This is a genomic window from Streptomyces sp. NPDC093591 (assembly GCF_044764885.1).
Lineage (GTDB): Bacteria > Actinomycetota > Actinomycetes > Streptomycetales > Streptomycetaceae > Streptomyces.
On sequence record NZ_JBIWIY010000018.1, the window covers coordinates 184,999 to 207,826 of the forward strand.

The 22,828-nt window shown below is 68.5% G+C and carries 19 protein-coding genes and 1 tRNA gene; 8 read left to right on the forward strand and 12 right to left on the reverse strand.

What is annotated here, in order from left to right; genetic code table 11:
• Window positions 1-36: 36 nt before the first annotated feature.
• The 3 genes from ACIREI_RS34125 to ACIREI_RS34135 all read right to left on the reverse strand — a co-directional run bounded on the left by ACIREI_RS34125 (window position 37) and on the right by ACIREI_RS34135 (window position 3,934).
• Complete coding sequence (locus ACIREI_RS34125) at window positions 37-2,118, reverse strand: MDR family MFS transporter (RefSeq protein ID WP_403341272.1); 2,082 nt, start codon at window positions 2,116-2,118, stop codon at window positions 37-39.
• Between the two features lie 122 nt (window positions 2,119-2,240).
• Complete coding sequence (cobF, locus tag ACIREI_RS34130) at window positions 2,241-3,032, reverse strand: precorrin-6A synthase (deacetylating) (protein WP_403341275.1); 792 nt, start codon at window positions 3,030-3,032, stop codon at window positions 2,241-2,243.
• A 380-nt stretch (window positions 3,033-3,412) separates the two neighbouring features.
• Window positions 3,413-3,934: a DUF309 domain-containing protein gene (locus tag ACIREI_RS34135; RefSeq protein ID WP_403341277.1), complete on the reverse strand. Its 522-nt coding sequence runs from the start codon at window positions 3,932-3,934 to the stop codon at window positions 3,413-3,415.
• A 116-nt stretch (window positions 3,935-4,050) separates the two neighbouring features.
• Between ACIREI_RS34135 and ACIREI_RS34140 the strand changes: the two genes are divergently transcribed.
• Window positions 4,051-4,124 (forward strand) — tRNA-Pro (locus tag ACIREI_RS34140).
• A gap of 356 nt (window positions 4,125-4,480) precedes the next feature.
• Here the strand turns inward: ACIREI_RS34140 and ACIREI_RS34145 are convergent.
• The 4 genes from ACIREI_RS34145 to ACIREI_RS34160 all read right to left on the reverse strand — a co-directional run bounded on the left by ACIREI_RS34145 (window position 4,481) and on the right by ACIREI_RS34160 (window position 7,448).
• Entirely contained in the window at window positions 4,481-5,026 is a 546-nt protein-coding gene (locus ACIREI_RS34145) for a hypothetical protein (RefSeq protein WP_403341280.1), read from the reverse strand.
• A complete protein-coding gene (locus ACIREI_RS34150; protein WP_403341283.1) occupies window positions 4,923-5,513 on the reverse strand; it encodes a GntR family transcriptional regulator in 591 nt (196 codons plus the stop codon). The genes ACIREI_RS34145 and ACIREI_RS34150 overlap by 104 nt, the downstream gene beginning before the upstream one ends.
• A gap of 306 nt (window positions 5,514-5,819) precedes the next feature.
• Window positions 5,820-6,671 (reverse strand): alpha/beta fold hydrolase, encoded by an 852-nt coding sequence (locus tag ACIREI_RS34155; RefSeq protein WP_403341285.1) that lies wholly within the window; start codon window positions 6,669-6,671, stop codon window positions 5,820-5,822.
• Between the two features lie 51 nt (window positions 6,672-6,722).
• Complete coding sequence (locus ACIREI_RS34160; RefSeq protein WP_403341288.1) at window positions 6,723-7,448, reverse strand: alpha/beta fold hydrolase; 726 nt, start codon at window positions 7,446-7,448, stop codon at window positions 6,723-6,725.
• A gap of 239 nt (window positions 7,449-7,687) precedes the next feature.
• Here ACIREI_RS34160 and ACIREI_RS34165 point away from each other — a divergent pair, with 239 nt between their 5' ends.
• The 3 genes from ACIREI_RS34165 (at window position 7,688) to ACIREI_RS34175 (ending at window position 11,008) form a co-directional block, all read left to right on the forward strand.
• Window positions 7,688-7,876 (forward strand): hypothetical protein, encoded by a 189-nt coding sequence (locus ACIREI_RS34165; protein WP_403341290.1) that lies wholly within the window; start codon window positions 7,688-7,690, stop codon window positions 7,874-7,876.
• A 17-nt stretch (window positions 7,877-7,893) separates the two neighbouring features.
• Entirely contained in the window at window positions 7,894-9,030 is a 1,137-nt protein-coding gene (locus ACIREI_RS34170) for a hypothetical protein (RefSeq protein WP_403341293.1), read from the forward strand.
• A 925-nt stretch (window positions 9,031-9,955) separates the two neighbouring features.
• A complete protein-coding gene (locus tag ACIREI_RS34175; RefSeq protein ID WP_403341296.1) occupies window positions 9,956-11,008 on the forward strand; it encodes a tetratricopeptide repeat protein in 1,053 nt (350 codons plus the stop codon).
• A gap of 213 nt (window positions 11,009-11,221) precedes the next feature.
• Here the strand turns inward: ACIREI_RS34175 and ACIREI_RS34180 are convergent, their stop codons facing one another.
• The 3 genes from ACIREI_RS34180 to ACIREI_RS34190 form a co-directional block, all read right to left on the reverse strand.
• The gene (locus ACIREI_RS34180) at window positions 11,222-11,890 is read right to left on the reverse strand and encodes a nucleotidyl transferase AbiEii/AbiGii toxin family protein (protein WP_403341298.1); all 669 of its coding nucleotides are present in this window, start codon (window positions 11,888-11,890) and stop codon (window positions 11,222-11,224) included.
• A gap of 5 nt (window positions 11,891-11,895) precedes the next feature.
• Window positions 11,896-12,288: a hypothetical protein gene (locus tag ACIREI_RS34185; protein WP_403341301.1), complete on the reverse strand. Its 393-nt coding sequence runs from the start codon at window positions 12,286-12,288 to the stop codon at window positions 11,896-11,898.
• Window positions 12,289-12,652: 364 nt separating this feature from the next.
• Window positions 12,653-14,338: a ribonuclease J gene (locus ACIREI_RS34190; protein WP_403341304.1), complete on the reverse strand. Its 1,686-nt coding sequence runs from the start codon at window positions 14,336-14,338 to the stop codon at window positions 12,653-12,655.
• 504 nt (window positions 14,339-14,842) lie between these two features.
• On the opposite strand from ACIREI_RS34190, the gene ACIREI_RS34195 reads away from it, so the two are divergent.
• Window positions 14,843-15,331, forward strand: coding sequence for a GNAT family N-acetyltransferase (locus ACIREI_RS34195; protein ID WP_403341307.1), 489 nt, complete (start codon window positions 14,843-14,845; stop codon window positions 15,329-15,331).
• Window positions 15,332-16,082: 751 nt separating this feature from the next.
• Here the strand turns inward: ACIREI_RS34195 and ACIREI_RS34200 are convergent.
• Together ACIREI_RS34200 and xerC are read right to left on the reverse strand one after the other, a co-directional pair.
• Window positions 16,083-16,706 carry a tyrosine-type recombinase/integrase gene (locus ACIREI_RS34200; protein WP_403341310.1) on the reverse strand — a complete coding sequence of 208 codons (624 nt, stop codon included), beginning with the start codon at window positions 16,704-16,706 and terminating at the stop codon, window positions 16,083-16,085.
• A 38-nt stretch (window positions 16,707-16,744) separates the two neighbouring features.
• Window positions 16,745-17,503 (reverse strand): tyrosine recombinase XerC, encoded by a 759-nt coding sequence (gene xerC / locus ACIREI_RS34205; RefSeq protein WP_403341313.1) that lies wholly within the window; start codon window positions 17,501-17,503, stop codon window positions 16,745-16,747.
• Between the two features lie 432 nt (window positions 17,504-17,935).
• On the opposite strand from xerC, the gene ACIREI_RS34210 reads away from it, so the two are divergent.
• From ACIREI_RS34210 to ACIREI_RS34220, 3 genes are all read left to right on the forward strand, one after another.
• A complete protein-coding gene (locus ACIREI_RS34210) occupies window positions 17,936-18,433 on the forward strand; it encodes a MarR family winged helix-turn-helix transcriptional regulator (protein ID WP_403341316.1) in 498 nt (165 codons plus the stop codon).
• Window positions 18,434-18,633: 200 nt separating this feature from the next.
• Window positions 18,634-20,232, forward strand: coding sequence for an MFS transporter (locus ACIREI_RS34215; RefSeq protein ID WP_403341319.1), 1,599 nt, complete (start codon window positions 18,634-18,636; stop codon window positions 20,230-20,232).
• 796 nt (window positions 20,233-21,028) lie between these two features.
• Window positions 21,029-22,822, forward strand: coding sequence for an acyl-CoA dehydrogenase family protein (locus ACIREI_RS34220; RefSeq protein ID WP_403341321.1), 1,794 nt, complete (start codon window positions 21,029-21,031; stop codon window positions 22,820-22,822).
• The last annotated feature ends 6 nt before the right edge of the window (window positions 22,823-22,828 follow it).

The window sequence follows — 22,828 nt, forward strand, 5'->3', positions numbered from 1 at the left end:
CCGCACCGGGTTTTCGGCGCGGCCCGCTCAGTGTCCTCAGCGCGCCCCGCTCAGCGCCGGCTCCTTCACGCGGCCGGGCAACCCGGCGCTCAGGTCCTCCACCAGCAGGCGCTTGGCGATGGTGTGGACGGCGTCGCGCAGGTCCGTGCCCGGCGGACGGCCGATGTCCTCGTGCACCCGTGCCTCCAGCCACGTGGCCCACGCCCTGCCGATGACCTGGGCCTCGCGGGCGCCCGCCTCGGTGTGGGAGAGGAGGGAGCCGTCGCGGGTGAGATAGCCCTCGTCGACCATCCGGTCGAAGACCGGCAGCAGCACCTCCGGGGGCATGTGGCGGCGGGCCGCGATCAGGCCGAGGCCGGCGTGGCCGACCAGGCGTGTCAGCAGTTCGACCTGGATCACCGCCCATGCGCCGGCCACATCGAGGCGGGTGTCGGACTCCGCGATGATCCGGCGGGCGGTGTCCGGCCTCAGGCTGCCGATGATTTTCCCGACGGACGCCTCCAGCACCCGCTGGGCGTTGGCGTCGTGCGGCGACGCGAACCCCTCGCCCATGTCGGTCGACCCCATGCGCGCACTGTCGCGCAGCGGCACCTGTCTGAGGAACAGGGCGACCAGGAAGCCGAGCGCCGCGACCGGCACTGTCCACAGGAACACGGTCTGGAGCGTGTCGGCGTAGGCGTCGACGATCGGGGCGGCGACGGGAGACGGCAGCCGGTGCAGGCCCTCGGGGCTGGTCGCGGCCTGGGAGATGGCGGCCGGTTCGAGACCGCTGCCCGTCCTCGCGGCGGCCGCGACGCCGTCGGTGAGGTTGGGCTTGAGCGAGTTGGTGTAGATCGTGCCGAAGACGGCGGTGCCGAACGAACTGCCCAGCGTACGGAAGAAGGTGACGCCGGAGGTCGCGGTGCCGAGGTCGGCGTACCCGACGGTGTTCTGCACGGCGATCGTCAGGACCTGCATGCACAGGCCGATCCCGGTGCCGAGCACGAACATGTACAGCGACTCCAGCCAGGCACCGGAGGACGGCCCCATGAGGGACATCAGGAACAGCCCGACCCCCATCACCAGGGAGCCGGCGATCGGGAAGATCCGGTACTTCCCCGTCTTGCTGACCACATTGCCGCTGAACACCGACGCGATGAGCAGCCCGACCACCATCGGCAGCGTCCGCACACCCGAGACCGTGGCCGAGTCGCCGTCGACGTACTGCAGATAGGTCGGCAGATACGTCATCGCGCCGAGCATCGCGAAGCCCACGATGAAGCTGAGGACGGAGCACACCGTGAATACGGGGTTGGCGAACAGCCGCATGGGCAGCATCGGTTCTGCCGCCCGGGTCTCCACCCAGCAGAACAGACCCAGCGCGACCACGCCCCCGACGAACAGGCCGATGATGACGCCGGAGCCCCACGCGTACTCGTTGCCGCCCCAACTCGTCGCCAGGATCAGCGCGCTGGCACCGACCGCGACGAGCGCGATACCCAGGTAGTCGATGACGGGCCGCGACGCCGACTTCACCACCGGGATCGTCCGGGCGGCCGCGATGACGACGAGGATCGCGATCGGCACGTTGACGTAGAACGCCCAGCGCCACGTGAGGTGGTCGGTGAACAGGCCGCCGAGCAGCGGCCCGATCACCGTCGCCACACCGAACACCGCACCGATCGCACCCTGGTACTTGCCGCGCTCCCTGAGCGGGATGACATCCGCGATCAACGCCATCGCCGTCACCATCAGCCCGCCGGCCCCGATGCCCTGCATCGCCCGCCAGGCGATCAGCAGCGACATGTTGGAGGCCAGCCCGCACAGGAACGAGCCCGTGATGAACACGATCGCGGAGACCTGGAAGACCACCTTGCGGCCGAACTGGTCGCCGAACTTCCCGACCAGGACCGTCGCGACGGTCTCCGCCAGCAGGTACGACGTCACCACCCACGACATGTGCTCGGCGCCGCCCAGATCCGACACGATCGTCGGCAGTGCCGTGCCCACGATCGTCTGGTCCAGGGCCGCGAGCAGCATCCCCAGCATGATCGTCACGAAGACCACATTGCGGCGCCGCGCGTCCAGCACGGGCGGCTGTGAGGCGGCGGGCGGGGCGGATTCCTCGGCGAGCGTCACGGGGCCACGATCACAGCGGCGGGGCGGGGGCGCATGCGGGGACGGTCCGCTCGGGTGCCGTACGGATGCCGTCCCGAGGCGCACGCCTACGGAGCCCCCGTGCCCCGACCGAGCCGCCTGCCCTACTGCCCCTTCTGCTCCTTCTGCTCCGTCGGATTCCGGCGCAGCAGATACGTGTCCATGATCCAGCCCTTGCGCTCCCGGGCCTCGGCGCGCAGCCGCTCGATGCGGGGCGCGGCCTCGGCGATCGGGCCCGAGGCGAGGATCTCGTCCGGGGTGCCTATGTACGCGCCCCAGTAGATGTCGATGTCCTGGTCGGCGTACCGCCGGAAGGCCTGGTGGGCGTCGAGCATCACGACCACGTCGTCCACACCGTCCGGGAAGCCCTCGGCCAGCCGTCGGCCGGTGGTGATCTGCACGGGCCGGGCGACCCGGTTGAGCCCCGTCCGATGCCGGGCGACGAGAGCCGAGACACTGCTGATGCCGGGCACGACGTCGTACTCGAACTCGACCCCGCCCTTGTCCAGCACCTCCTCCAGGATCCCGAGCGTGCTGTCGTACAGCGCGGGATCACCCCACACCAGGAACGCGCCGGTCTCGTCCTCGCCCAGTTCCTCGGCGATCAGCCGCGCGTAGATCCCGGCGCGGGCACTGCGCCAGTCCCCGACGGCCGGGGAGTACGCGGCACCCCCCGCCGACCGGTCCCGCTCCGGATCCCGGGCCTCGACGACCCGATACGTCCCCTCCGGTATGTGCGCGTCCAGAATGTCCCGGCGCAGCTGCGTGAGGTCGGACTTCACCTCGCCCTTGTCGAGGATGAAGAACACGTCCGTACTCCGCAGCGCCCTGACAGCCTGCAGCGTCAGCTGCTCGGGGTCGCCCGCACCGATACCGATGACCTGAATCTTTCGCACGCCCCGAGTCTGCCGCACGCCACTGACAACGCGGACACCGCGTCGGTGTCTTCGGCGGTGGGCTCCGAGGGCATGGGGGCCCGAGAGCGCGGGGGCGCGGCTCGCGGCGGCGGTGCGCTGGGCACGGCCTGCGGTGGACGAAGCCCGGTGATGTGCCCGGTTCATGTGGCCGGTTCGTTTGGCCGGTTCGTTTGGCCGGAGGACTGCGCGTGCCTGCCGCCAGGCGTAGCGGCCGACAGGCGCGGCGGCACCGGGCCGGAACGCCCGGGCGGGTCCGACGCGACGGTGTCTCACGCGGCCGTGACCCTCGCCCGCCTCCGCAGCGACAGCGCGTCACGCCGTTGCGGGTGATCTGCTCTCGATCTGCGTGGTCCACCCCTCTACGACCGCCCGCGCAGCCTCGGCGCCCACCCCCGCGCGTCCACGATCTCCTCGCCCACCTCCACGACCCCCGCCAGCTCCCGCGCCCACGCGACCAGCCCGGCCAGATCCATCCCGTACGGCCGCTGCCGCCCTTCAGTCGACGCCCACTCCTCCACAGCCCCGGCCCCGCGCCGCAGCAGCCTCGCCCCGCCCGTCACGTTCCCGCGAGCCGAGTGGGTGAGGCCCACCGCGAGCTGGGCCAGCCCCCGCCACAGAGCCCGCTCCTCCTGCGGGCCCGTCTTCCAGGCGTCCTCGAAGACCTCGTGCGCATGGAACGGTTTCCCCGCGTCCAGCAGCTGCTGCGCCTCGGCGACGCTCTGCTCCGGGGTGCGTACGACGCCCTCGGGCTGGCGGGCGACGCCGTCCGTGCCGTAGGGGAGGGGGCGCCCGAGACCGTCACGGGGGCGCGCGTTGCGTGCCCGGCCCTCGCTGTCCCGGTCCCGTGCGTCGGTCTGCCGTCCTGGCGGTGTGGTGGCCATACACCGATTGTCCATCGCGCTGCCCGCCCCCTCACCGGACGCCCTCTTCGGCTCGGTCCCCGGCGTGGGGTAAAGTTCTGCTTGCGTGATCACGCGGTTCGCCGCGCGACAGGCACCGGGACGTGGCGCAGCTTGGTAGCGCACTTGACTGGGGGTCAAGGGGTCGCAGGTTCAAATCCTGTCGTCCCGACTTTGCGAAGTCGCAGTTCAGGGGCCGTTTCAGAGGAGATCTGAAACGGCCCCTTGATGATTTTTGGGGACCGGTTGGGGACCAGGGCACTTGACTGGGCCATGGCGCATCTTGACCCAGTCAAGGTGCGCCATGCGGCCCGTTGACGTGCGCACGTGTGTTCCAAGGGCGCGTTTAGAGCTTCTTCGGGGAGTACGAGACCAAAGGTTCTTCGTCTGCTGATGGTACAGCGGCAATGCATCGCTGACCTGCGCACATGGCGGCCATGGACAGCTCGTCGGAGTCGTTGGCCCGGGAATGGTCCGGATCTTGCTTTGCCCGGGGTGGCCGCCCCGGCGGCAGACAGCAGTCGTGCCCTACGGCAACTGCTCGTACTCCCGGCCAGACAGGGTCACCGGCCAACACTGCCCTTCACGCTGAGGCCCGCGCGCTGCTACTGCAGGGCGACAAATCCGCCGGCGGTGGCCGCCGGCGGTGGCCCAAGCGTTCTGACAGGACGGTCCCACTTGGCACAAGGAGGCAGAGCGTCTTCTGGCGTCCACGTGGTCCGAAACGATGCCGTTTGCGTAGGTGGGTTCCTTGGGGGCCGGGAGCGTCGATGGTGTTGGTGTCACGCGTGTGACAGAACAGGCGATGCAGAACCCCCCGTTGGCCGGGGTGCCTGCGAGGTCCATGGCCTGGTGGCCGAGGGTGAGGTCACCGACCTCGGGATGATGGAACGCCCTGGGGCCGCGCGCACGGTTTTTGACGGTGTGTCGCTTCCAGATGCGCGTGAAGTCCGGGCTCTTCAGGAACAGTTCACCGGCGAGTGGTATGAGGTCGGGCGCGTCCGGGTCGGTCTCGGCCAGGGCACGCAGCGGGGCGGCGCAGCCGCGTCCCTGCTGCTGCCAGTTGCCGAGCAAGACGCGCCCCGCAGGGTGAAGGAAAGCGTACCGAGTGAAGGCGGTCGGCCGCGATGCGCAGACAGGCGTCCTCGGCGCTGTCCTCCACGGCTGGGGCCTGGCCTGCCTCGGCGAGGTCCTGTCCGGTGAGGGCCACGGTGTAACCGCCGCGTTCGGCGGGGGCCATGACGCTTTCGTCCGCCAGCAGGCGCAGGGCCTGGCGGATGGGCGAACGCGAGACTTTCAGCTGGTCGGCGAGTAGGCGTTCGACCAGGTGCGCATCGGCGGTCAGTCCGCTTGCGGCGATGTGTTCCAAGATGTGCGCCGCGGTCTGGCGCGCCAGGGGAGTGGGCCCTTGTGCCGGTCCGGCTGCTGGGGGCGTCAGGGTGAAGGTGTCCCGGCCGGCCGGCGTCACGACGCCGGCCGACAATGTGGAGACCGTCATAACCTCGTTGCCGGCCGTCGCCTCGGCGTCGCCCGGGATCGCGCACGCCATCGTGACCTTCACCTGGCAGACCGGGCGACTCCGTCCCCGGAATCGTCGAGGCCGACGACCTCGGCACGTACGTCGTGGAGTTGGCCGCCAAGGGGAGCTGACCTGCGGTGATGATTCTTTAAGCGTCTTTCACGGGCGTGCTGTGTTATGCGATGGATCCTCCCCAGCTTCTCCCCAGGGGGGCGACGTCCAGGGCAGCAGCGATAAACGGAATCACCGCCGCCCTCGACACGCTGAGTGACCGCAGTTGAGGCGGGCGATGCGTCGAGCCGGATCTGTGTGGGCTGGTGACCGTGCATCGGTGGTCTGTCGATCTATTCAGCAGGCCGAGCGCGCGGCGCGCAGGATCAGTTCGGTGACGGGGGCCGGATCGCTCACGGCGACCGCGTGGGGTGCGCGGACCCTGACAGTGTGGGCGTGGGCGCGATCGGCCATCCACTGCTCGGCGGCCGGAGGGATGTTGCGGTCCTCGGTGGCGACGAGGCACCAACTGGGGAGCTTCCTCCATGCCGCCGCGGTGGCCTTCTCCTGAAGCGCGGCCAGGGCGATCGGACGTTGCCCCACCGCCATCACCTGAGCGGTCGTGGCGGGCACTCCGGCCGCGAACTGCTCCCGGAACAGCTCCTGCTTGATGATCAGTTCCTCGCCCTCGCCGCCTCCAGGCAGTGGGTAGTACTGGGTGCTTGTGGCCTGTGACAGGGTGCTTCCGGGGTACTTGCCCGTGAGCTCCAGGGCGCTTTCGCCGACGTCCGGTACGAAGGCGGCTATGTAGACGAGCGCCTTGACCCGAGGTGCGTCAGCTGCCGCGACGCTGATGACCGCTCCGCCGTAGGAGTGGCCCACGAGCACGATCGGTCCCGGAATGCTGTCCAGCACGCTGCGGATGTAGGCGGCGTCACTGGCCAGCCCGCGCAGGGGAAGGGCCGGCGCGAGGGCATGGTGGCCCTGCCGCTGGAGACGTTCGACGACGGCGCTCCAGCTGGAGGCGTCGGCGAACGCGCCGTGGATCAGGACGATGGTGGGCTGATCATGTCGGTGTCGTCGTCGGGACGGCAGTCCCTCTGTCGGTGACGGTGACGGAGTGGCGAACGCGGCGCCCGGAGTTCCTAGGGCGGCGGCGCCGGCCAGAAGTGAAACGGCGACGGTGCGGCGTGAGATCGGTGAGTTCATTGTTCGCTCTCTACGGTTGTGCCAACGGGCTCGTGCTGGGCGTGGGACGGTTCACCGGGCGGTGGCCCGCACCGCCTCGTGGATCAGTTCGGCGACCCGCTCGGGGTGCGCGAGCATCACCAGGTGCGAGGAGTCGACCTCGACGGTGGTCATTCCGGCCCGCTGGTAGCCGTAGCGCTCCACATCGGGGTTGATGGTGCGGTCGGCCGAGGCGACCAGGCCCCAGGAGGGCTTGGTCTTCCACGCCGCGACCGGGGCCTTTTCGGCGAACGCGGCTGCGGCCAGGGGACGTTGGGAGACGGCGAGCACGGAGGCGAGACGGGGCTCGACGTCGGCGGCGAAAATCGACGGGAACTTGTCGATCCGGACGGAGACATCGGTGCCGGGAGTGGTCGAGCCCTCGATCGGGAAGGGCGTGAAGACGAGCGCGTCGGAGAGGCCGGAATCCGGGAAGCGGCCCTGCAGTTCACCGAGGCTCTCGCCCTCCTCCAGGGCGTACCCGGCCAGGTAGACCAGCGCTGCGACGTTGTCCTCCGCGCCCGCGACGGTGATGACGGCACCGCCGTAGGAGTGGCCCACCAGGACGACCGGGCCGGGAATCCGGCGGACGAGCGAGGCGATGTAGGCGGCGTCACCGAGCAGGCTGCGGTTGGGCACGGCCGGGGCGACCACGTCCAGGCCACGGGCGGTCAGCTCGGGGATGACACGGGAGAAGCTGGATGCGTCGGCGAAGGCACCGTGAACAAGGACGACGGTCGGGTTACCGGAACGGGACATGCAGAACTCCTTGTGGAGAGCGGTACGGGGGAGGCGCGCCGAGAGGCGATCCGCGCATGACGTTCGGTCAGGGGCGAAGCACCACAGGCACGAACAGAACCGTAAGGAGGAACGGTGAAGACGCTTTGCCTGTCAGCGCCCGAACCGTGTTCTGTCCGCGTCCGCGTCCGTGATCGCTGCGCCTGCGGGCAAGGAGTCGTGCTCTGCGCGACAACTGGCGGCGCGGCGTCCGGCCTAGCGTGACCGACGTCTTCCCGCTCGTCATCAGGATGCGCAACGACGCCGACCTCAGGGCACGGTGGCGGTACCTCTCGGTGGCGGACCGGTCCGTGGGTCGGCACATCGCCTCCCTACGGGACGGAGCCGGGGGCGACATCACAGCCGTCCGCTATTTCCAGAGCCCGTCCAGCGAAGCGGCGGTCGGGTGATGTCGGGATTAGAGCGCTTGTCCGAAGACCTGCTGGAGAGTCTTCACCGGTGGGCCGAGTCGAGAAGGTGGAACGGCTATCAAGCGAAGCAGGTCCGAGTGCCGGAGCTGCTCGAAGCTCTTCGAGCCGTCTATCGGGCAGGGCCTGACAGCGACCCGGAGGAGGAGACACTGCGCCGGTGTCTGGCTGTCCTCGCCTCTTCCGGACGTGTCCAGCTTATGCGCGAGAAGGCAGGAGAGCCGCCGGGGATCCATCTGCTTCCCGTGCGCATGGCGCCGGAACCCAGAGGGAGGCGACGGACCCTTCATCACCCCTTGCTCCATGCACTGATCAAGGAACAGCGAAAGGTCACTCCGAGACAGGAGGTGGCCTACACAACCATCAGTAACTGGTTGCACGCGTTGCGTGGCCCGGTGCTGAAGGTGCCGCTGCGGGAACGTGCCCTGGAGATCTTCGGGAAGCGTGAGTACACCGCGGCCTTCCCGGAGCCCGAGAAATGCCTGGACCACAAGGGGTTTGGTGGTCCGTTGTTCGAGAAGCGTGCTGACTTCTATGAGTTGATCTGTGCTTTCCCTACCGACCCGCCTCTTCTCAACGCTCGTTTCTCCAGGTTCAGTCCGGGCGATCAGAGCACGTCACTGAGTAGCGGTGACATCCTGCTTGTCGTCGAGAACTCGGCCACGTACACGTCGCTCGTACGTCGGCTGCGCGAGCTTGAGCACCAGCACCGCATTGGCTGTGTGGCCTGGGGAGTCGGCCGCTCCTTCACGGCCTCGGTGCGCAGCATCACGACCCACCATGGGGCCGATGGGCACGCCAGAACGCAGTTCAGGGAGATCCGCTACTTCGGCGACCTCGACGTCAGCGGTCTGGAGATCCCCCTCAAGGCGATGGACGCAGCCGTCGGCCTGGGCCTGAAGCTTGTTCCCACGCGTGCGCTCTACCGGGACCTGATCACCGTGGGCACTCCTCTCCCGGGCAAGGAGTGCAGCAGTACGCGTGCGGAGGCGGAGACCTTGGTGAATTGGCTAGGCGAAAGCCATCACTTCGAACCAGTGGTTGACGTTCTTGTGAAGGGGGAGCGATGGGCGCAGGAAGGTGTGGGGCTGCGTCATCTGAGCTCCACCAATGACTGGTTGGCGGACATGCGATGACTGCGGGGGAGCCCGAGTGAGCAATGAGACGGCCGCGCCACGGGCACGTATTTCTGAGCCGGGGCCGAGGCGCGGACCGGGCGTTGTACCGCCGCGCAATCCGCGTTTTTGGGGACGACGGCACCACTTGGCCGTGCTGGACCGGCGCGTGTCCCAGGCTCCTTGGGGAACGACCGTCCTCGTCGGCCCGTTCGGTGTCGGCAAGCGCCACATCGCCGCTGAGTGGGCGCACCTCAACGCCTCACGATTCGGATCCGTGCACTGGATCAGGGCCAGGGACGGCAAGCTGGCCCATGGGAACACGGCGGCAGAGGCAGAGAGCGCACCGGATGTCGGCAAGAAGCCCGCACTGGTGGTGATCGACGGCCTGCGCAGCTGGACCGACTATGACCGATTTCAGGGAGGTGACACAGCCGGACATGTATTGATTACGTCCTCCGGATCGGCGGCCGAGTGGGGTGGGTGGGCGGAGGTCGTGCCCGTCGGCCCCTGGGATAGACAGGAGGCGATCGACTATCTCCGTACGAACATCGGCTCGCTCGGTACCGAGGATGCCGGGCGAATCGCGGCCGCCCTCGGCAACCTCCCCCTGGCACTCGCCTACGCGGAAGCCTGGCTTAAGCGCGGCTGCACAGTCGACAGTTTCCTGAATGCGCTGCGTGACCGCCCGCGGGCCGTCCTCGGCGGAGCCGGCCCTGACCGCTACCCCGGGTCTCTCATCGCCAGAAATCGAAGAGACACGCAACTCCCTGGCGTCTACGGACCGATGGATAGTCCACCTGCTGGACGCGGCAGCCTTGCTCGGCCCCACCCCCCCTGCCCGCCCGCTCCATCGGGCCGCGCCCGCTGTACCGCCCCGACGATGACACGCTCAGTACGGAGATCGCTCTCCATCCAGCCGAGCTGAGCAAGGCGTTTTCCCGTCGTGGGCAAGTGCGGCCTGAGCACGTTTGATGACGCTCTTCTGCACGTCAGCCCGGTGTACTGCACGACCGTGCGTGGGCTCCTTGCACAGGAAGAGAAGCGCCAAGCCGCCCGCTGGGCCGATGTCCTGCTGGTGGCGTTGGACCCCCGTTACTCTGTGCCGGACCGGGGCCGCGCGAGGGAGCGATGGCAGCTCGTGCTGCAGTCTTTCCTCGCCTGCCATCCCCAAGAGCTCGTCACTCGTGAGGCCTTGGCCGTGGTGGCCGCGGCGTACGATCACATGTCCGACCTGGGGCGCTGGCAGGCGGTCCTGGCGCGGGTTGAGGTGCTGTACCGACGCGGGATGGAGCTGTTTACGCAGGATGATGCAGCTGTGCTGGGCGTCGGTGATGTCCTCCTGCGCGCATACACGTCCGCGCATCGTTATGCCGATGCGGTGAAGCTGGGGGCGGTGCTGCGAGAGCGCCGCATCTCGGTGTGTGGACCCATCGGGCTCGACACACTGAGGTGCACCTCTGCCATGATCATCCCGCTGGGAAGCCGCGGACATGTCGCGGACGCTGTGGAACTTGCCCAGGAGACCCTCGTGGCACAGACCACCCGGCTCGGTGCCGATCATCGGGACACTTTGCTCACCAAGAACCGTCGTGCCGTTGCCGAACGCATGGCGGGGCGTTGGCGGGACGCCGTGGCGACGGGCGAAGCGGTACTCGAAGCGCAGCAGCACGTCCTGGGGCGGGCGCATCCTGACGTCCTCTCCACCGCCTATGAACTGGCCTGCGCCTACGACGAGTCAGGAGTGCACACGAAAGACGCACTCGATCTCTTCGCCGAGACACTTCTTTTGCAAGGGCGGGTGCTTGGTGACGACCACCCCGCTACGGCTCGCACGGCGGCGGGCTTGGAACTGGTGCACTTCGAGGCGTACGGGACATTGCAGAGTGCCGAGCGCTGCTGGGTCGCGCTGGAACGACTCAGGCAGGAGTTTGGAGTGGGGGACAGAGATGTGTACCGGCTCGAGCAGGCTTTCCAGGCGTTGGGGATGAGCTGTTGAAAGAACCTCCATGAGCACGGGGGCGCCGTCGTTGGGTGCGTCATGGTCCCAGGCCGTTTCCTCGCGGCGATGCTTGGAGGGCACGAGTACGGCCGTACGGGGCGCCAGGGACTCCCCGCTCCAAGAAGGGTTCACGATTCGTGGGCTTCAGGCGGCGCTCACGGTGTGTTCCCCTCGTCGAGAGTTCCGCGAGTCGCGCTTGGGGTGCCGCTGTCAGTAGGTGTCTGGTTCGTCGGATTCATTGAGTAGCCGGGCTGCGAGATCGTCGGCCCATTCCAGGGCCCACGCTCGGAGAGCGGAGATCGTGGCGTCGTTGAGACCGTAGGCAGCGAAGGCTTCGTCGTCAGTCCACTCGGCTCCGGCGAGGTTTGCCTGCAGGTCTTCGAGCTCGAAGCGGCCGCGGGCGTGCCTTCTGCCGAATTCTTCGAGATCGGCAGTGTTCCAGCGGCGGGACGCTGCGAACACATCGATGAGGTCGCGCGGCGCTCCACGGTCGGCAAGCGCACGGACCTTGGTCCCGATCACATCCTCCTCCGCCAGTACGGGTCCGTACCGGCTTTGGGTGACTGGCCGCCAGAAGACTTCCTTGAGGATGTCGACCTCACACTCCTGCCCGGTGGCTGGGTCGGACACTGTGAAGCGGGCGGACAATGGGGCGGTCTCCAGCGCCTGCACCTTCCAGCCCCGGGCTTTCAGGCCGGCGCGAACCACGGCCGCGATGTCGGCCATGGGCGCCGGGTTCTCGGTGGCGACATCGAGGTCCTGGCTCGGGCGGTTCACGAGGCGGTGCGCACGCACGGCATATCCACCGGTGAGAACCAGGGGATACGGGGAGCCGAGCGCGATCACATCCGCCAGGAGCCGCGTGTGCAGCTCCGGCATGTCCGTCACGCGGCTGCCCGGGTGCGGGAGGCGAGCTGGGGGAAGGCGTCTTCCCATACGGTGCGCACGGTCCGGCCGACGAGGGTGCGTAGCACCGGCCACAGATGGAGAAGCAGGTCCTGGTTGAGGTAGCGGGGCAGGTCCTCGCGCAGGCCCTCGTGCAGGACGGTGCGGTACAGGCCCATAAGCTGGCGCGGCTTGCCCAGGTCGTATGAGGTCATCCCGGACCAGGCCATGTGCAGTGGCAGTTCCACGACACCGTCGGTCGGCCCGTGCAGCTCGTCCAGCGACTCCGGCAGACGGCGGCGGAACTTCTCCCGGTACAGGGCGAGGTCCTCGGCGACCGCGCCCGAGAAGTCGCTCGGGGTGGGTGCGGAATGCTGTGGGCTGGAGGACATGAGTCCATTATGACGGCCCGAGAAGTGGCGCGGGTCATGATGAGACAGCTGGTGGTTGGAGTGGGGGCCCGTGCGTGCCGGGGGAGCTGGTCGCGGCAGCTTGGCCTGACCCGAGTAGGGCGGGACGGACTGTCGGCCGTGACGCTCGTTTGACGCTCTGAGCGCCCACACGCTGCCTGGCGAGCTGAGAAAGCGGCTCTGACCTGGTCCTTTCCATGACTCGCTCAGGTCGACATCTTTCCGATGACTCATCATGTGGAGTGCGTTGCCACCTCTGCCTTCTGGACTGACTGCTGACTCCCGTGCCTGACCTCGGTGTTGGCGGGGCCGAGGCCGGAACGGGACCGTGCTGCCGGGCTGTGGCTCAGGCGTCGATGATGACGGGGATGATGAGGGGCTGGCGGCGGTGGGTGCGGAACGCCCAGTTCGCCACGGCGCGGGCGACGAGTTGTTCGAGTTGGCGCGCGTCCCCGACGCCTTCCTCCGCCGCGGTGGCCAGGGTCTTCTCGATGACGGGGATGACCGGTTCGAACGTGGTGTCGTCGTGGACGAAGCCGCGGGCCAGGAAGTCGGGGGCCTCGGCGAGCGCGCCGGTGTCCGCGTCGACGATCGCCACCACCGTGACCACGCCTTCGGCGGCGAGGGTGAGGCGGTCCTTGAGGGACGCTTCGGTGGCACCACCGACTTCCATGCCGTCCACGTAGACGTTGCCGGCGGGGACCTTGCCGGTAATGGAGGCGCGCCCGTCGACTAGGTCGACGACGACGCCGTCCTCGGCGATCACGACCCGTTCGGGGTCGACACCGGTACGGATGGCGAGGTCGGCGTTGGCCCGCAGGTGGCGCCATTCGCCGTGGACGGGCATGACATTGCGCGGTTTGACGATGTTGTAGCAGTAGACGAGTTCGCCGGCGCTGGCGTGCCCTGAGACGTGCACCTTGGCGTTGCCCTTGTGGACCACGTGGGCGCCCCACCGGGTGAGTCCGTTGATCACCCGGTAGATGGCGTTCTCGTTGCCGGGGATGAGGGAGCTGGCGAGCAGGACGGTGTCGCCCTTGCCGATGCGGATCATGTGGTCGCGGTTGGCCATCCGTGACAGCGCGGCCATGGGTTCGCCCTGGGAGCCGGTGCACACCAGAGTGATCTTGTGGTCCGGGAGCTTCTCCAGCTCCTTGGTGCTCACGACCAGACCGGAGGGGACCTTCAGATAGCCCAGGTCACGGGCGATGCCCATGTTGCGGACCATGGATCGGCCGACGAAGGCGACCTTGCGGCCGTGCTGGTGGGCGGCGTCCAGGACCTGCTGGATGCGGTGCACGTGGCTGGCGAAGCTGGAGACGATGACCCGGCGTGGCGCGGTGCGCATCACCTGCTCGATCGCCGGATTCAGCTCACGCTCGGAGGTGGTGAAGCCGGGTACTTCGGCGTTGGTGGAGTCGGTGAGGAACAGATCCACGCCCTCCTCGCCGAGGCGGGCGAAGGCGCGCAGATCGGTGATGCGGTCGTCGAGAGGGAACTGGTCCATCTTGAAGTCGCCGGTGTGCAGCACCATCCCGGCGCCGGTGCGGATCGCGACCGCGAGGCTGTCCGGGATGGAGTGGTTGACCGCCACGAACTCGCAGTCGAAGGGCCCGAAGCCGCGCCGGTCGCCCTCCCGCACCCGCACCGTGCGCGGCCGGATGCCGTGTTCCTTGAGCTTGGCCTCCAGGAACGCCAGCGTCAGCTTGGAGCCGACGACGGGAATGTCGGACCGCTCGCGTAGCAGGTACGGCACGCCGCCGATGTGGTCCTCGTGGCCGTGGGTGAGGACCACGGCCACGATGTCGTCCAGCCGGTCCCGGATCGAGGTGAAGTCCGGCAGGATCACGTCCACGCCGGGCTGGGTCTCCTCGGGGAACAGCACACCGCAGTCGACGATGAGCAGCTTGCCCGCGTGCTCGAAGACGGTCATGTTGCGGCCGATCTCACCCAGGCCGCCCAGTGCGATGACCCGCAGCCCTCCTTCGGGAAGGGGCGGCGCGGCTTTCAGCTCGGGGTGCGGATGACTCATACCCTGACGGTACCCGGAGAGCGGGACAGGGTGATCCATTCCCTGTGTGATCTCCTTTCCCGACGGAGCAGGGCGCCCGCAGTGGGTGCCCCGGCACGATCAGAGCATGCCGGTGGCCGGAACGGGGAGTGGTGAAAGTGGTGCCACCTTCCCTGGCCGAACCGTTCGCCCGGTGTTGGAGGCGATCTTGTGCGCCCCGTCGTGTTTTCCGGCGTTCGCTGCTTCCTGGTGGGCCTCGGCACTGGTCCACTCGAAGCAGTCGAGACGCGGGTGCCGTCGGTGCTGAGGAGCAAGTGGGCTGAGAGGGCCCCGAGGTAGCTTCCTTCGCCGGGCAGACAGATGGCGGTGCCCCCGAAGCGCTGCTGATGGCGGGCGGCCGATTCGGCGGCAGTGACGTGGCCGATCGGGGCCTGGGCGAGCGGTTCCCGGGAGCGGTGCAGGAGCGCCTGCCCGAGCAGCCGACCCGCCGCGCGAAGGCATTCCCCGGTGCGAAATACTCTCCCGATGAGTTCACGCACTTCCCCGATCCGTCAGCCGATCACGATACGGAGGGCCGTCGCGGGGGATGCCAAACGGCTCACGCGGCTCGTGCGTGGTTCAGGCGCCTACGAGGGTAAGTACGCAGCCGCAGTCGCGGGCTACCGGGTCGGGCCTGATTACATCGAGGCCCACCGCGCCTTTGTGGCCGTCGGCGCCGACGAGCAGGGAGGCCGGGTCCTCGGGTTCTACTCGCTCGTCCTCGCTCCACCGGAGCTCGACCTGCTGTTCGTCGCCGACGAAGTGCAAAAGCGGGGTATTGGACGGCTACTCGTCGCGCACATGCAGTCCGAGGCCCGTGCCGCCGGGATCGACCGTCTCAAGGTCGTGTCGCACCTTCCCGCCGAGGACTTCTACCACCGCGTCGGTGCGGTTCGGACCGGGACCGCGTTCGCGAACCCGCCCGCCGTACCGTGGGACCGCCCCGAATTCGAGTTTCGCATTCCTTCGGAATGAGGCGGTGTGCCGGCTCGCAGGGCACCGGCTTGGCCTGCATGGTGGCCGGCTTGCCGGAGCCGCTGGACGCCGCGCGCTGCGTGTGTGCCGTCTCCTCTGCCCTGGCGTGGTGATCGCCTGCGCCAGCGGCCTCGCCCCCGGCGAATTCCTCACCTCCGGCTCTCCCAGAGCCATCGCCATCGGCACGCATTCCCTGCCCACCTGTCGGGCCATGGTGCTGGTAAGCCGTCTTCCGCGCGACCGGGGCCGGTGGGTGAACCTGTGTCTTCAGCGGATACTCCGAAGCTGTCGGAGTGCTGACAGCGTGCTGGGGAGGCTTGCCAACGCCGCCCTGCACCGGATCGTGCTAGCAGGAGATCGATCTGGGTCCGGCAGACCGGGCTTCGAGGCTCGATGATCACGTCCGCGGCTGATGCGGGACGGGCCTTGGGGGCGTTGCTAGCCAGGGCGGCGTCATCGCTTCTCGAGTTCAGCCGGGCGGAGAACCCGGACTTTCGCCGGCTCCGGGGAGCGAGAGAGGGTGGCTGGCGTCCTCGAGCCTCGTCCCCATCTTGGTCGTGGGGACCGGTTGGGGACCACACGGCCTGCGCGATGCCTAACGGCAGAGGTGTCAGGACACGCAAAGCACCCGGAATTCGTCTGATATATGCAGATAATCCAGGTGCCTCACACTCCTGGGGGTCAAGGGGTCGCAGGTTCAAATCCTGTCGTCCCGACCAGCTTTGTTGCAGGTCGGAGGTCGTTCTCTCGTTTACGGGAGGGCGGCCTTTCGCGTTCCCGGAGGGCTGGTGGTCGCACTGTGGTCGCAGGCCGGATCTGGGGACGGCTCGCGGGGGAGCCGAAGCCGGGCGGGGGGCCGGTGGAGGGCCTCGCGCAGCCGCTGGATGTGGTCGTGTGATGAGCGCGGCCGCTTCGGCCGGGCCTGCCCCTCGGCTCTCTGTTCGGCCCAGGTGAGGGTGTGCTCGAGGGTGTCGACAGCTTCGCGGGCGGCCTGCTGGGTGAGGTGGCCGTAGATGCTGGCGGTGAGGTGGCCGTAGATGCTGGCCGTGGTCGACAGGGTGGAGTGGCGCAGGGTCTTGGAGACCGCGGTGAGGGGGACGCCGGCGGTGATGGTGAGGGTGGCGGCCAGATGGCGCAGGTCGTGAACGGTCACCCGGGGAACGCCGGCTTCGTCGGAGAGCTGGCGGAGCCGGGCGAGAACTGCGCTGGGCCGCAGCGGTCGGCCGTCGGGTCGGCAGAAGACCAGTCCCGTGAAGAGGGCGCTCGGGCTGCTATGTGTGCGGCCGCTGGAGCGAGCCCGGCGTTGAAGGGCGGCGACGCGCGGTGAGATGGCCACCCCGTTCTTGCTGGAGCGGGTCTTGGGCGTCGTGATCACAAGGTGGTTGATGTCGAAGCGGAGAGTGTGCAGCGCACCTAGAGGACGCCCTCGCGTAGGTGGACGTCGTCCCAGTGCAGGCCGAGGGCCTCGCCCTTGAGCAGGCCGGTGCCGATGAGGAACTCGAACAGCTCGGCCAGGTCCGGGGCGGCCTGGTGGCAGTGCTTGAGGAAGCGGACCGCCTCGTCGGTGGTCCGGATGCGGGCGTTCCGGCGCGGGCGGTCGGCGCAGGGCCGGTGGGCTGGGGGGGTGTGGGCGAGGCGGTGCTGGCGGACCGCGTCTCCCAGTGCGCTGGACAGGGTGGCCAGGCACCGGTAGAGGGTGGTGCGGCCGCGGCCGGCGGCGAGCTGGCCGGTGACGAAGGCGGCGATGTGCCGGTGCCGGAGCTCGTCGAGCCTGAGGCTGCCGAAGGCGGGGGCGAGATCGTTGTGCACGTAGTCGCCGTAGCGGGCCATGGTCGTCGGCTTGAGCACCAGCGACTTCGCCGTCAGCCAGGTATGCAGGTAGTCGGCGACGGTCTGGTTCGGGTCGGTGTTGAAGCCGCCGGCCTCGCCCTCCAGGAACGTCCGCAGCGCGGCCTCTGCGGCGTTGTGACTGGCCGGGATCGCGGGCGAGGCAGGTACGCACCACGTTGTGCAGCAGGGGAGGTGAGCCTGGGAGGCCGTCCACCGATATGTCTCACGGGAGCCTGTGGAGAACGCTGGCCGTGTTGGAGTCTTCGTGGGGCAGCCGGCCAGCGATGCACCGGTAGAGCACCATGCCCAGGGCGTACAGGTCGGACCTGATGTCGCTGCCATGGCCCAGCGCCTGCTCGGGCGCCATGAAGCTGGGTGTCCCGCGGCTGGGCAGCGTGAGAGCGGGCCTGGGCGATCCAGTCCGCAGCGAGCCGTTCAAAGGCTGCCTCAGCCTCAGGGCGTCCCTTGCGTCGTCGCCCATAGGCGTGGCGAAGGACGGTGTCGACAGCGAAGTCGTGTTCCTCGAGCCTGTTCCAGGACCAGGCGGCCCGGAGGCTCCATTCGTGCCATGCGCGACGGAAGGTGTGGGCCGCCTCGTTCCCCAGCCCTGCGAATTCCGGCCCAGGCGTGAACTCTGGCGCTTGCATGAGCCTGGGCTCCGCGTGTCCCAAGCGTGGCTTCCGCTTGAACGTGCGTGACCGGGCACGTTCCGTGCCGGAGAAGCGTTGGTATCTTCGACGGTAGACATTTCCGATGGTTGAAGGGAGTCGGGTCATGACGCGCAGCGGTAACACCGAGCAGAACGGGGCGCCCCGGCGGCCCCGCGAGGACTTCCTGATCGCCGAGCGTCCGGGGTACCTGCTCCACAAGGCGGCGCTGCTGCTGGTGGAGGACGTGGAGAAGGCGTTGGAGACCGTCGGCATGCGCAGCCGGTACTTCTTCGTGCTGGCCTCCCTGGCCGGCGGTCCGGAGCTGTCCCAGCAGGATCTGAGTCGGCTGCTCAACCTCGACCCGACCACCGTCGTGACGGTCATCGACGAGATGGAGTGCAACCAGCACGTCGAGCGCAGGCGCAACCCCGTCGACCGGCGGCGCTACAACCTGATCCTCACCGACTCCGGCCGTGCGGTGCTGGCGGAGGCGGACAGCGTGGTCACCGAGGTCGAGTCGGCCTTCTTCGGCATGCTCGCCGACGACGAGCGCCACGTGCTGCGCAAGATGCTCGACCGGATGCTCGCGGGCCGCTGGCCCGCGTCGGTGTGCAGCGACTGAACGACACCGGCTGCTGTCGGGGCGGGTCCTTCGGGGCCCGCCCCCTTCGTTTTTCCCGCGCCCCGCCGCTGTGGGCTCGTGCCCCTGCCGCCGTCCGTCCGGGCGACGCGCGCTACACGCCGTAGAGAGGTTGACCCCGGGCTTTCCAATCATCTATTTTTCCATCATCTATGAATCCGGTTGATAGGAGAGTCCCCGCCATGTCCGCAGAACGCGCACCATCGCCCACGAGGTGGTGGACCCTGGGAATCGTCGCGTTGGGCACGTTCATGCTGATGCTCGACCTGAGCGTGGTGGCCGTCGCACTGCCGCAGATCCACGAATCCCTGGACAGCAGCTTTGCCGACCTGCAGTGGGTGTTCGACGCCTACGCCCTCACCCTCGCGATCTTCCTGGTGGCAGCGGGCTCACTCGCCGACCGGCTCGGTCGCAAGCGGGTCTTCCAGGTGGGCTTCGCCATCTTCACCATCGCCTCGCTGGCCTGCGGCCTGGCCGGTGACGCCACGGCACTCAGCCTCTATCGCGCCGTACAGGGCGTCGGCGCGGCCATCATGTTCGCGGTCGGCCCGGCGATGCTCAGCCACGAGTTCCACGGCAAGGAGCGGGCGACGGCCTTCACCGTCTTCGGTGCCGCCGTCGGTCTTGCCGTCGCCACCGGGCCGCTCATCGGCGGCTCGCTGACCAGCTCGCTGTCCTGGCGCTGGATCTTCTACATCAACGTGCCGGTCGGCATCGTCGCCATCCTCATCGGCGCGCTGCGGGTGCGCGAGTCCCTCAACCGGAGGGCCCACCCCACCGACTGGGCGGGCCTGATCACCTTCAGCATCGCGCTCGGCGCGCTGGTCTTCGCCACCATCAGGGCGCCCGAGGAGGGCTGGACCAGCGTCAACACGCTCGGCCTGTACGCGGCCAGCGCGGTCTTCCTGGTGGTGTTCCTGTTCATCGAGCGACGGCTGGGCGAGCGCGCGATGATCGACCTGTCGTTCTTCCGCAACCCCACCTTCGTCGGCATCTCCCTCGTCGCCATGATCGGCAACGCCGGCGCGCTGCCGTCCGTCTTCTTCGAGACCAGCTACCTCCAGAACATGCTGGGCATGGACGCCTGGGAGGCCGGTCTGCGGTTCCTGCCGCTGACGGCCGCGATGTTCGTGGCCGGTGCGATCGGCGGCGGTCTCATCGGCAAGGTCCCCTTCCGGGTACTGCTGGGCGGCTCGACCCTCGTCATGGCGATCGGCCTGCTCTTCCTCAACCTGGCGGAGGCCGACTCGGCCTGGACCGTGCTCATCCCGAGCCTGGTCATCGCCGGCTTCGGCATGGGCGCCTTCAACCCGACCCGTGCCGCGCTGGCCATCGGCGTCGCGGAGCCGGCCAAGTCCGGCGTCGCCTCCGGCATCAACGAAACCTTCCAGCAGGTCGGTGTCGCCGTCGGTATCGCCGGTGTGGGTGCCTTCTTCCAGAACCGGGTGGCGGACGAGTTCGCCGCCTCCGCGGTCGGCAAGCAGATGGGTGACGGCGTGGCGGAGGAAGCCGCCCACGGCATCAGCGCCGGTGCGTTCGACGCCGTCGCCGCGAACGCAGGCTCGATGAAGGAGCAGGTGGTGGCCGCCGGCCGGGACGCCTTCATGACCGCCTTCCACGATGCCATGACCCTGTGCGCGATCCTTGGTTTCATCGCCGCGCTGATCGGTTTCCTCATGCTGCGCACCAAGGATCTCCACGCCAGTGCGCTGTCGACGATCCCGCCGGACCTCGACGAGGACGGCGAGCTGCGACCGGAACCGGTGGGCGCCCCCTCCTGACCCACACCGCACAGCAACACGCAGACGCCCGGCCGGGCTCGACCCGGCCGGGCGTCTGCGTGTGTCGGGCGCCGGCCTTCGCGGTGGACGAATTGGATGGAGTGTCAATTGCGAATTCAACGGAAATGCGAGACGGTGAATCGGAATTCAATAATCCCCTTCACGGCAATGGAATTTGACCTTCCGAGTGGAATCGCATCCTCATTCAAAAGAATTCTGAAACAGTGACCTGCGTCACAAGTTATTGTGGCTTGTAAGTGCTAGAGTCCTGGCGTAGCGCGAAGCCGCCTGGGGTGCGGCAGGGTTGCTGTATGGGCAATCAAAACGGGGAAGGGGCTCTGCGGAGCCCGAAGGGCAAGGTGTCGGCCATTTCACGCCGCGCCTTGTGAAACGTCACGGGGGCGTGCGAGTGATCCACATCATGTTCGTCTGTCGCGGTGAACGGCGCTGACGCCGAAGCTGCTGACCTGCTAGTTCTCTGGCCCGTGTCGGTCGCGTGCGCGCGCCTTGGCAGCGGTGCCCTTCCGGCCTGAGTTGGTGCCGCGGCACATTGACGTGCCGTGCGCAGTCCTGGGCTGAATCCTTATTGCCGACGCTTTCCGGTGGTCGCCGGTAATCGCTGGTGACTACCGATGATTGCCGGTGTTTCTGGTGACCTCCGGTGATTACCGGCCAGTGCCGAGTCCTGCTTTGTCATGCGCTGAATGGGGAGTACTTCGTGCGTGAATTGGTAACCGAAAAACCACTTGCGGGCGCCGTGTCCGGAGAAGTGGCGCAGCGTTCGACAGATGCGACAGTGCCGGCCGAGGCATTGGAGAAGTGGCTGGGCGATCCGGGGGTGGACGCCAACTCCATGTCCTTCCGGCGAGGGCTGGAACTCGACGAACGAGAGGAACTGCCGGCCGACGCAATCGGCCGGACACGCGCCTTCGGCTTCCACCGGTACTTCGTTCCCGAGTGGCTCGGCGGGGATCTCCGCAGCACCGAGGAACTGCTGTGGCTCACCCGCGTGATTGCGCGTCGCGACATGAACGTGGCGGTGAGCGAGAGCACCCAGGTGTGGATGATGCTCGCCTGGATCGGCGGCGACGCCGAGCAGCGGGCGCACTGGTCCGACACGGTGCTGCGGGGCGGCGTCATCCCCTGCCTGGCCTACTCGGAACCCGGGCACGGCGCCGACCTGGCCGCCAACGACTTCCAAGCCGTCCCGGACGGCGGGCAGTACGTCCTCTCCGGCGAGAAATGGCCCATCAACCGGGGCCGCACCTCGACCCACGTGGTGCTGCTCGGCACCACCGGCGAAGACGACGTACCGGACAAGCGCAAGCAGTCCATGTTCCTCGTGGACAGGTCGCGGATCGTCTCCGGCGAGGTGACCGGCGTGCCTCGCGTCCCCACCTACGGCCTGCGCGGATGCGACATCAGCGGAGTCGCCTTTGATGACGCCCGGGTGGACGCCTCCGCCCGGCTGGGCGCCGAGGGAGAAGGGCTCGAACTGTCCTTGCGGGGCCTGCTGATCACCCGCACCCTGTGCACCGGCCTGTCCCTCGGCACGGGCGACACCATGCTGCGGACGGTGAGCGGGTTCCTGTCCGGCCGGACCCTGTACGACGGCCCGGCCAGCGAGATCCCGTACGTCTCCGAATCCCTCGCCAACGCCTACCTCAGCATGCTGGTCGCGGAGTGCGAGAGCCTGGTGGCGATGCGCGGGCTGCATCTGTACACCGAGGAGTTCAGCGTCTGGGGGAACGCCGCCAAGGTCCAGGTGGCCCGCCTCGCCGACCACGCCGGCAAGGCGCTGGCGCGCACGCTGGGCGCCCGGTACTACATGCGCGCCCCGGAGCACGCGGGCATCTTCCAGAAGATGCTGCGCGACGGTGCCGTCGTGTCGGTCTTCGACGGCAGTGAACCGGTCTGCCTGGACAGCATCACCCTGCAGCTGGCCGCCCTCGCCAAGGCCCACGGCAGGCCCCGTGACGAGGACTGGAGCACGCTGTACGACCTGCGGGCCGAACTCCCCCCCTTCCACCCCGCCCGGGTCAGCGTGTTCGGCCGTGGCAGGGACGCGGTCCTCGCCAGCCTCCCCGCGCTGATCGACCACCTCGCCGGGCTCACCCCGACCGCCGGCTGCGACGCGGAGCGCCTCGCCGCGCTGCGCGCCGGAGCCGAGGCCCTGCGGCAGCGGCTCGACACGCTGTTCCGGCGCGTCGACGAGGAGCGGCGCTCCCCGGACCGGCGGACGGACCGCTCGCCGGCCTCCGCGAAGACCACCTCGCCCCGGCTGATGCGGCTCGCGGAGGAACTCTGCGCCCTGCACGCCGCAGTGGCCGCCCTCGGTGTCTGGCTGCACAACCGCGACCACCTCGACGCGTTCTTCGCCGACGGAGCCTGGCTGCATGCCGCCCTGGGGCGCGAGCAGATCCACGAGTACCGGATCGGCGACCTCGACCCGGCCATCGCCCGCCAGCTCTTCGACCGCATGAACGCCCAGCGCGAGAACAACGAGTTCTTCTCCATCCGCACCGTGCGCCAGGCCCGGCCGGGCGCGCCCGAGACGAGCGGCGGCGACCAGCCGGCCGCCACCTTGTGAACGACG

Excerpts from the sequence above, each read along its gene's own strand:
- ACIREI_RS34190 (WP_403341304.1), bottom strand. The coding sequence starts at position 14,338 with ATGAGTCATCCGCACCCCGAGCTGAAAGCCGCGCCGCCCCTTCCCGAA.
- ACIREI_RS34155 (WP_403341285.1), bottom strand. The coding sequence starts at position 6,671 with ATGAACTCACCGATCTCACGCCGCACCGTCGCCGTTTCACTTCTGGCC.
- xerC (WP_403341313.1), bottom strand. The coding sequence starts at position 17,503 with ATGGCAGCGACATCAGGTCCGACCTGTACGCCCTGGGCATGGTGCTCT.
- ACIREI_RS34210 (WP_403341316.1), top strand. The coding sequence starts at position 17,936 with ATGACGCGCAGCGGTAACACCGAGCAGAACGGGGCGCCCCGGCGGCCC.
- ACIREI_RS34160 (WP_403341288.1), bottom strand. The coding sequence starts at position 7,448 with ATGTCCCGTTCCGGTAACCCGACCGTCGTCCTTGTTCACGGTGCCTTC.
- ACIREI_RS34195 (WP_403341307.1), top strand. The coding sequence starts at position 14,843 with ATGAGTTCACGCACTTCCCCGATCCGTCAGCCGATCACGATACGGAGG.
- ACIREI_RS34135 (WP_403341277.1), bottom strand. The coding sequence starts at position 3,934 with ATGGCCACCACACCGCCAGGACGGCAGACCGACGCACGGGACCGGGAC.
- ACIREI_RS34185 (WP_403341301.1), bottom strand. The coding sequence starts at position 12,288 with ATGTCCTCCAGCCCACAGCATTCCGCACCCACCCCGAGCGACTTCTCG.
- ACIREI_RS34180 (WP_403341298.1), bottom strand. The coding sequence starts at position 11,890 with ATGCCGGAGCTGCACACGCGGCTCCTGGCGGATGTGATCGCGCTCGGC.
- ACIREI_RS34215 (WP_403341319.1), top strand. The coding sequence starts at position 18,634 with ATGTCCGCAGAACGCGCACCATCGCCCACGAGGTGGTGGACCCTGGGA.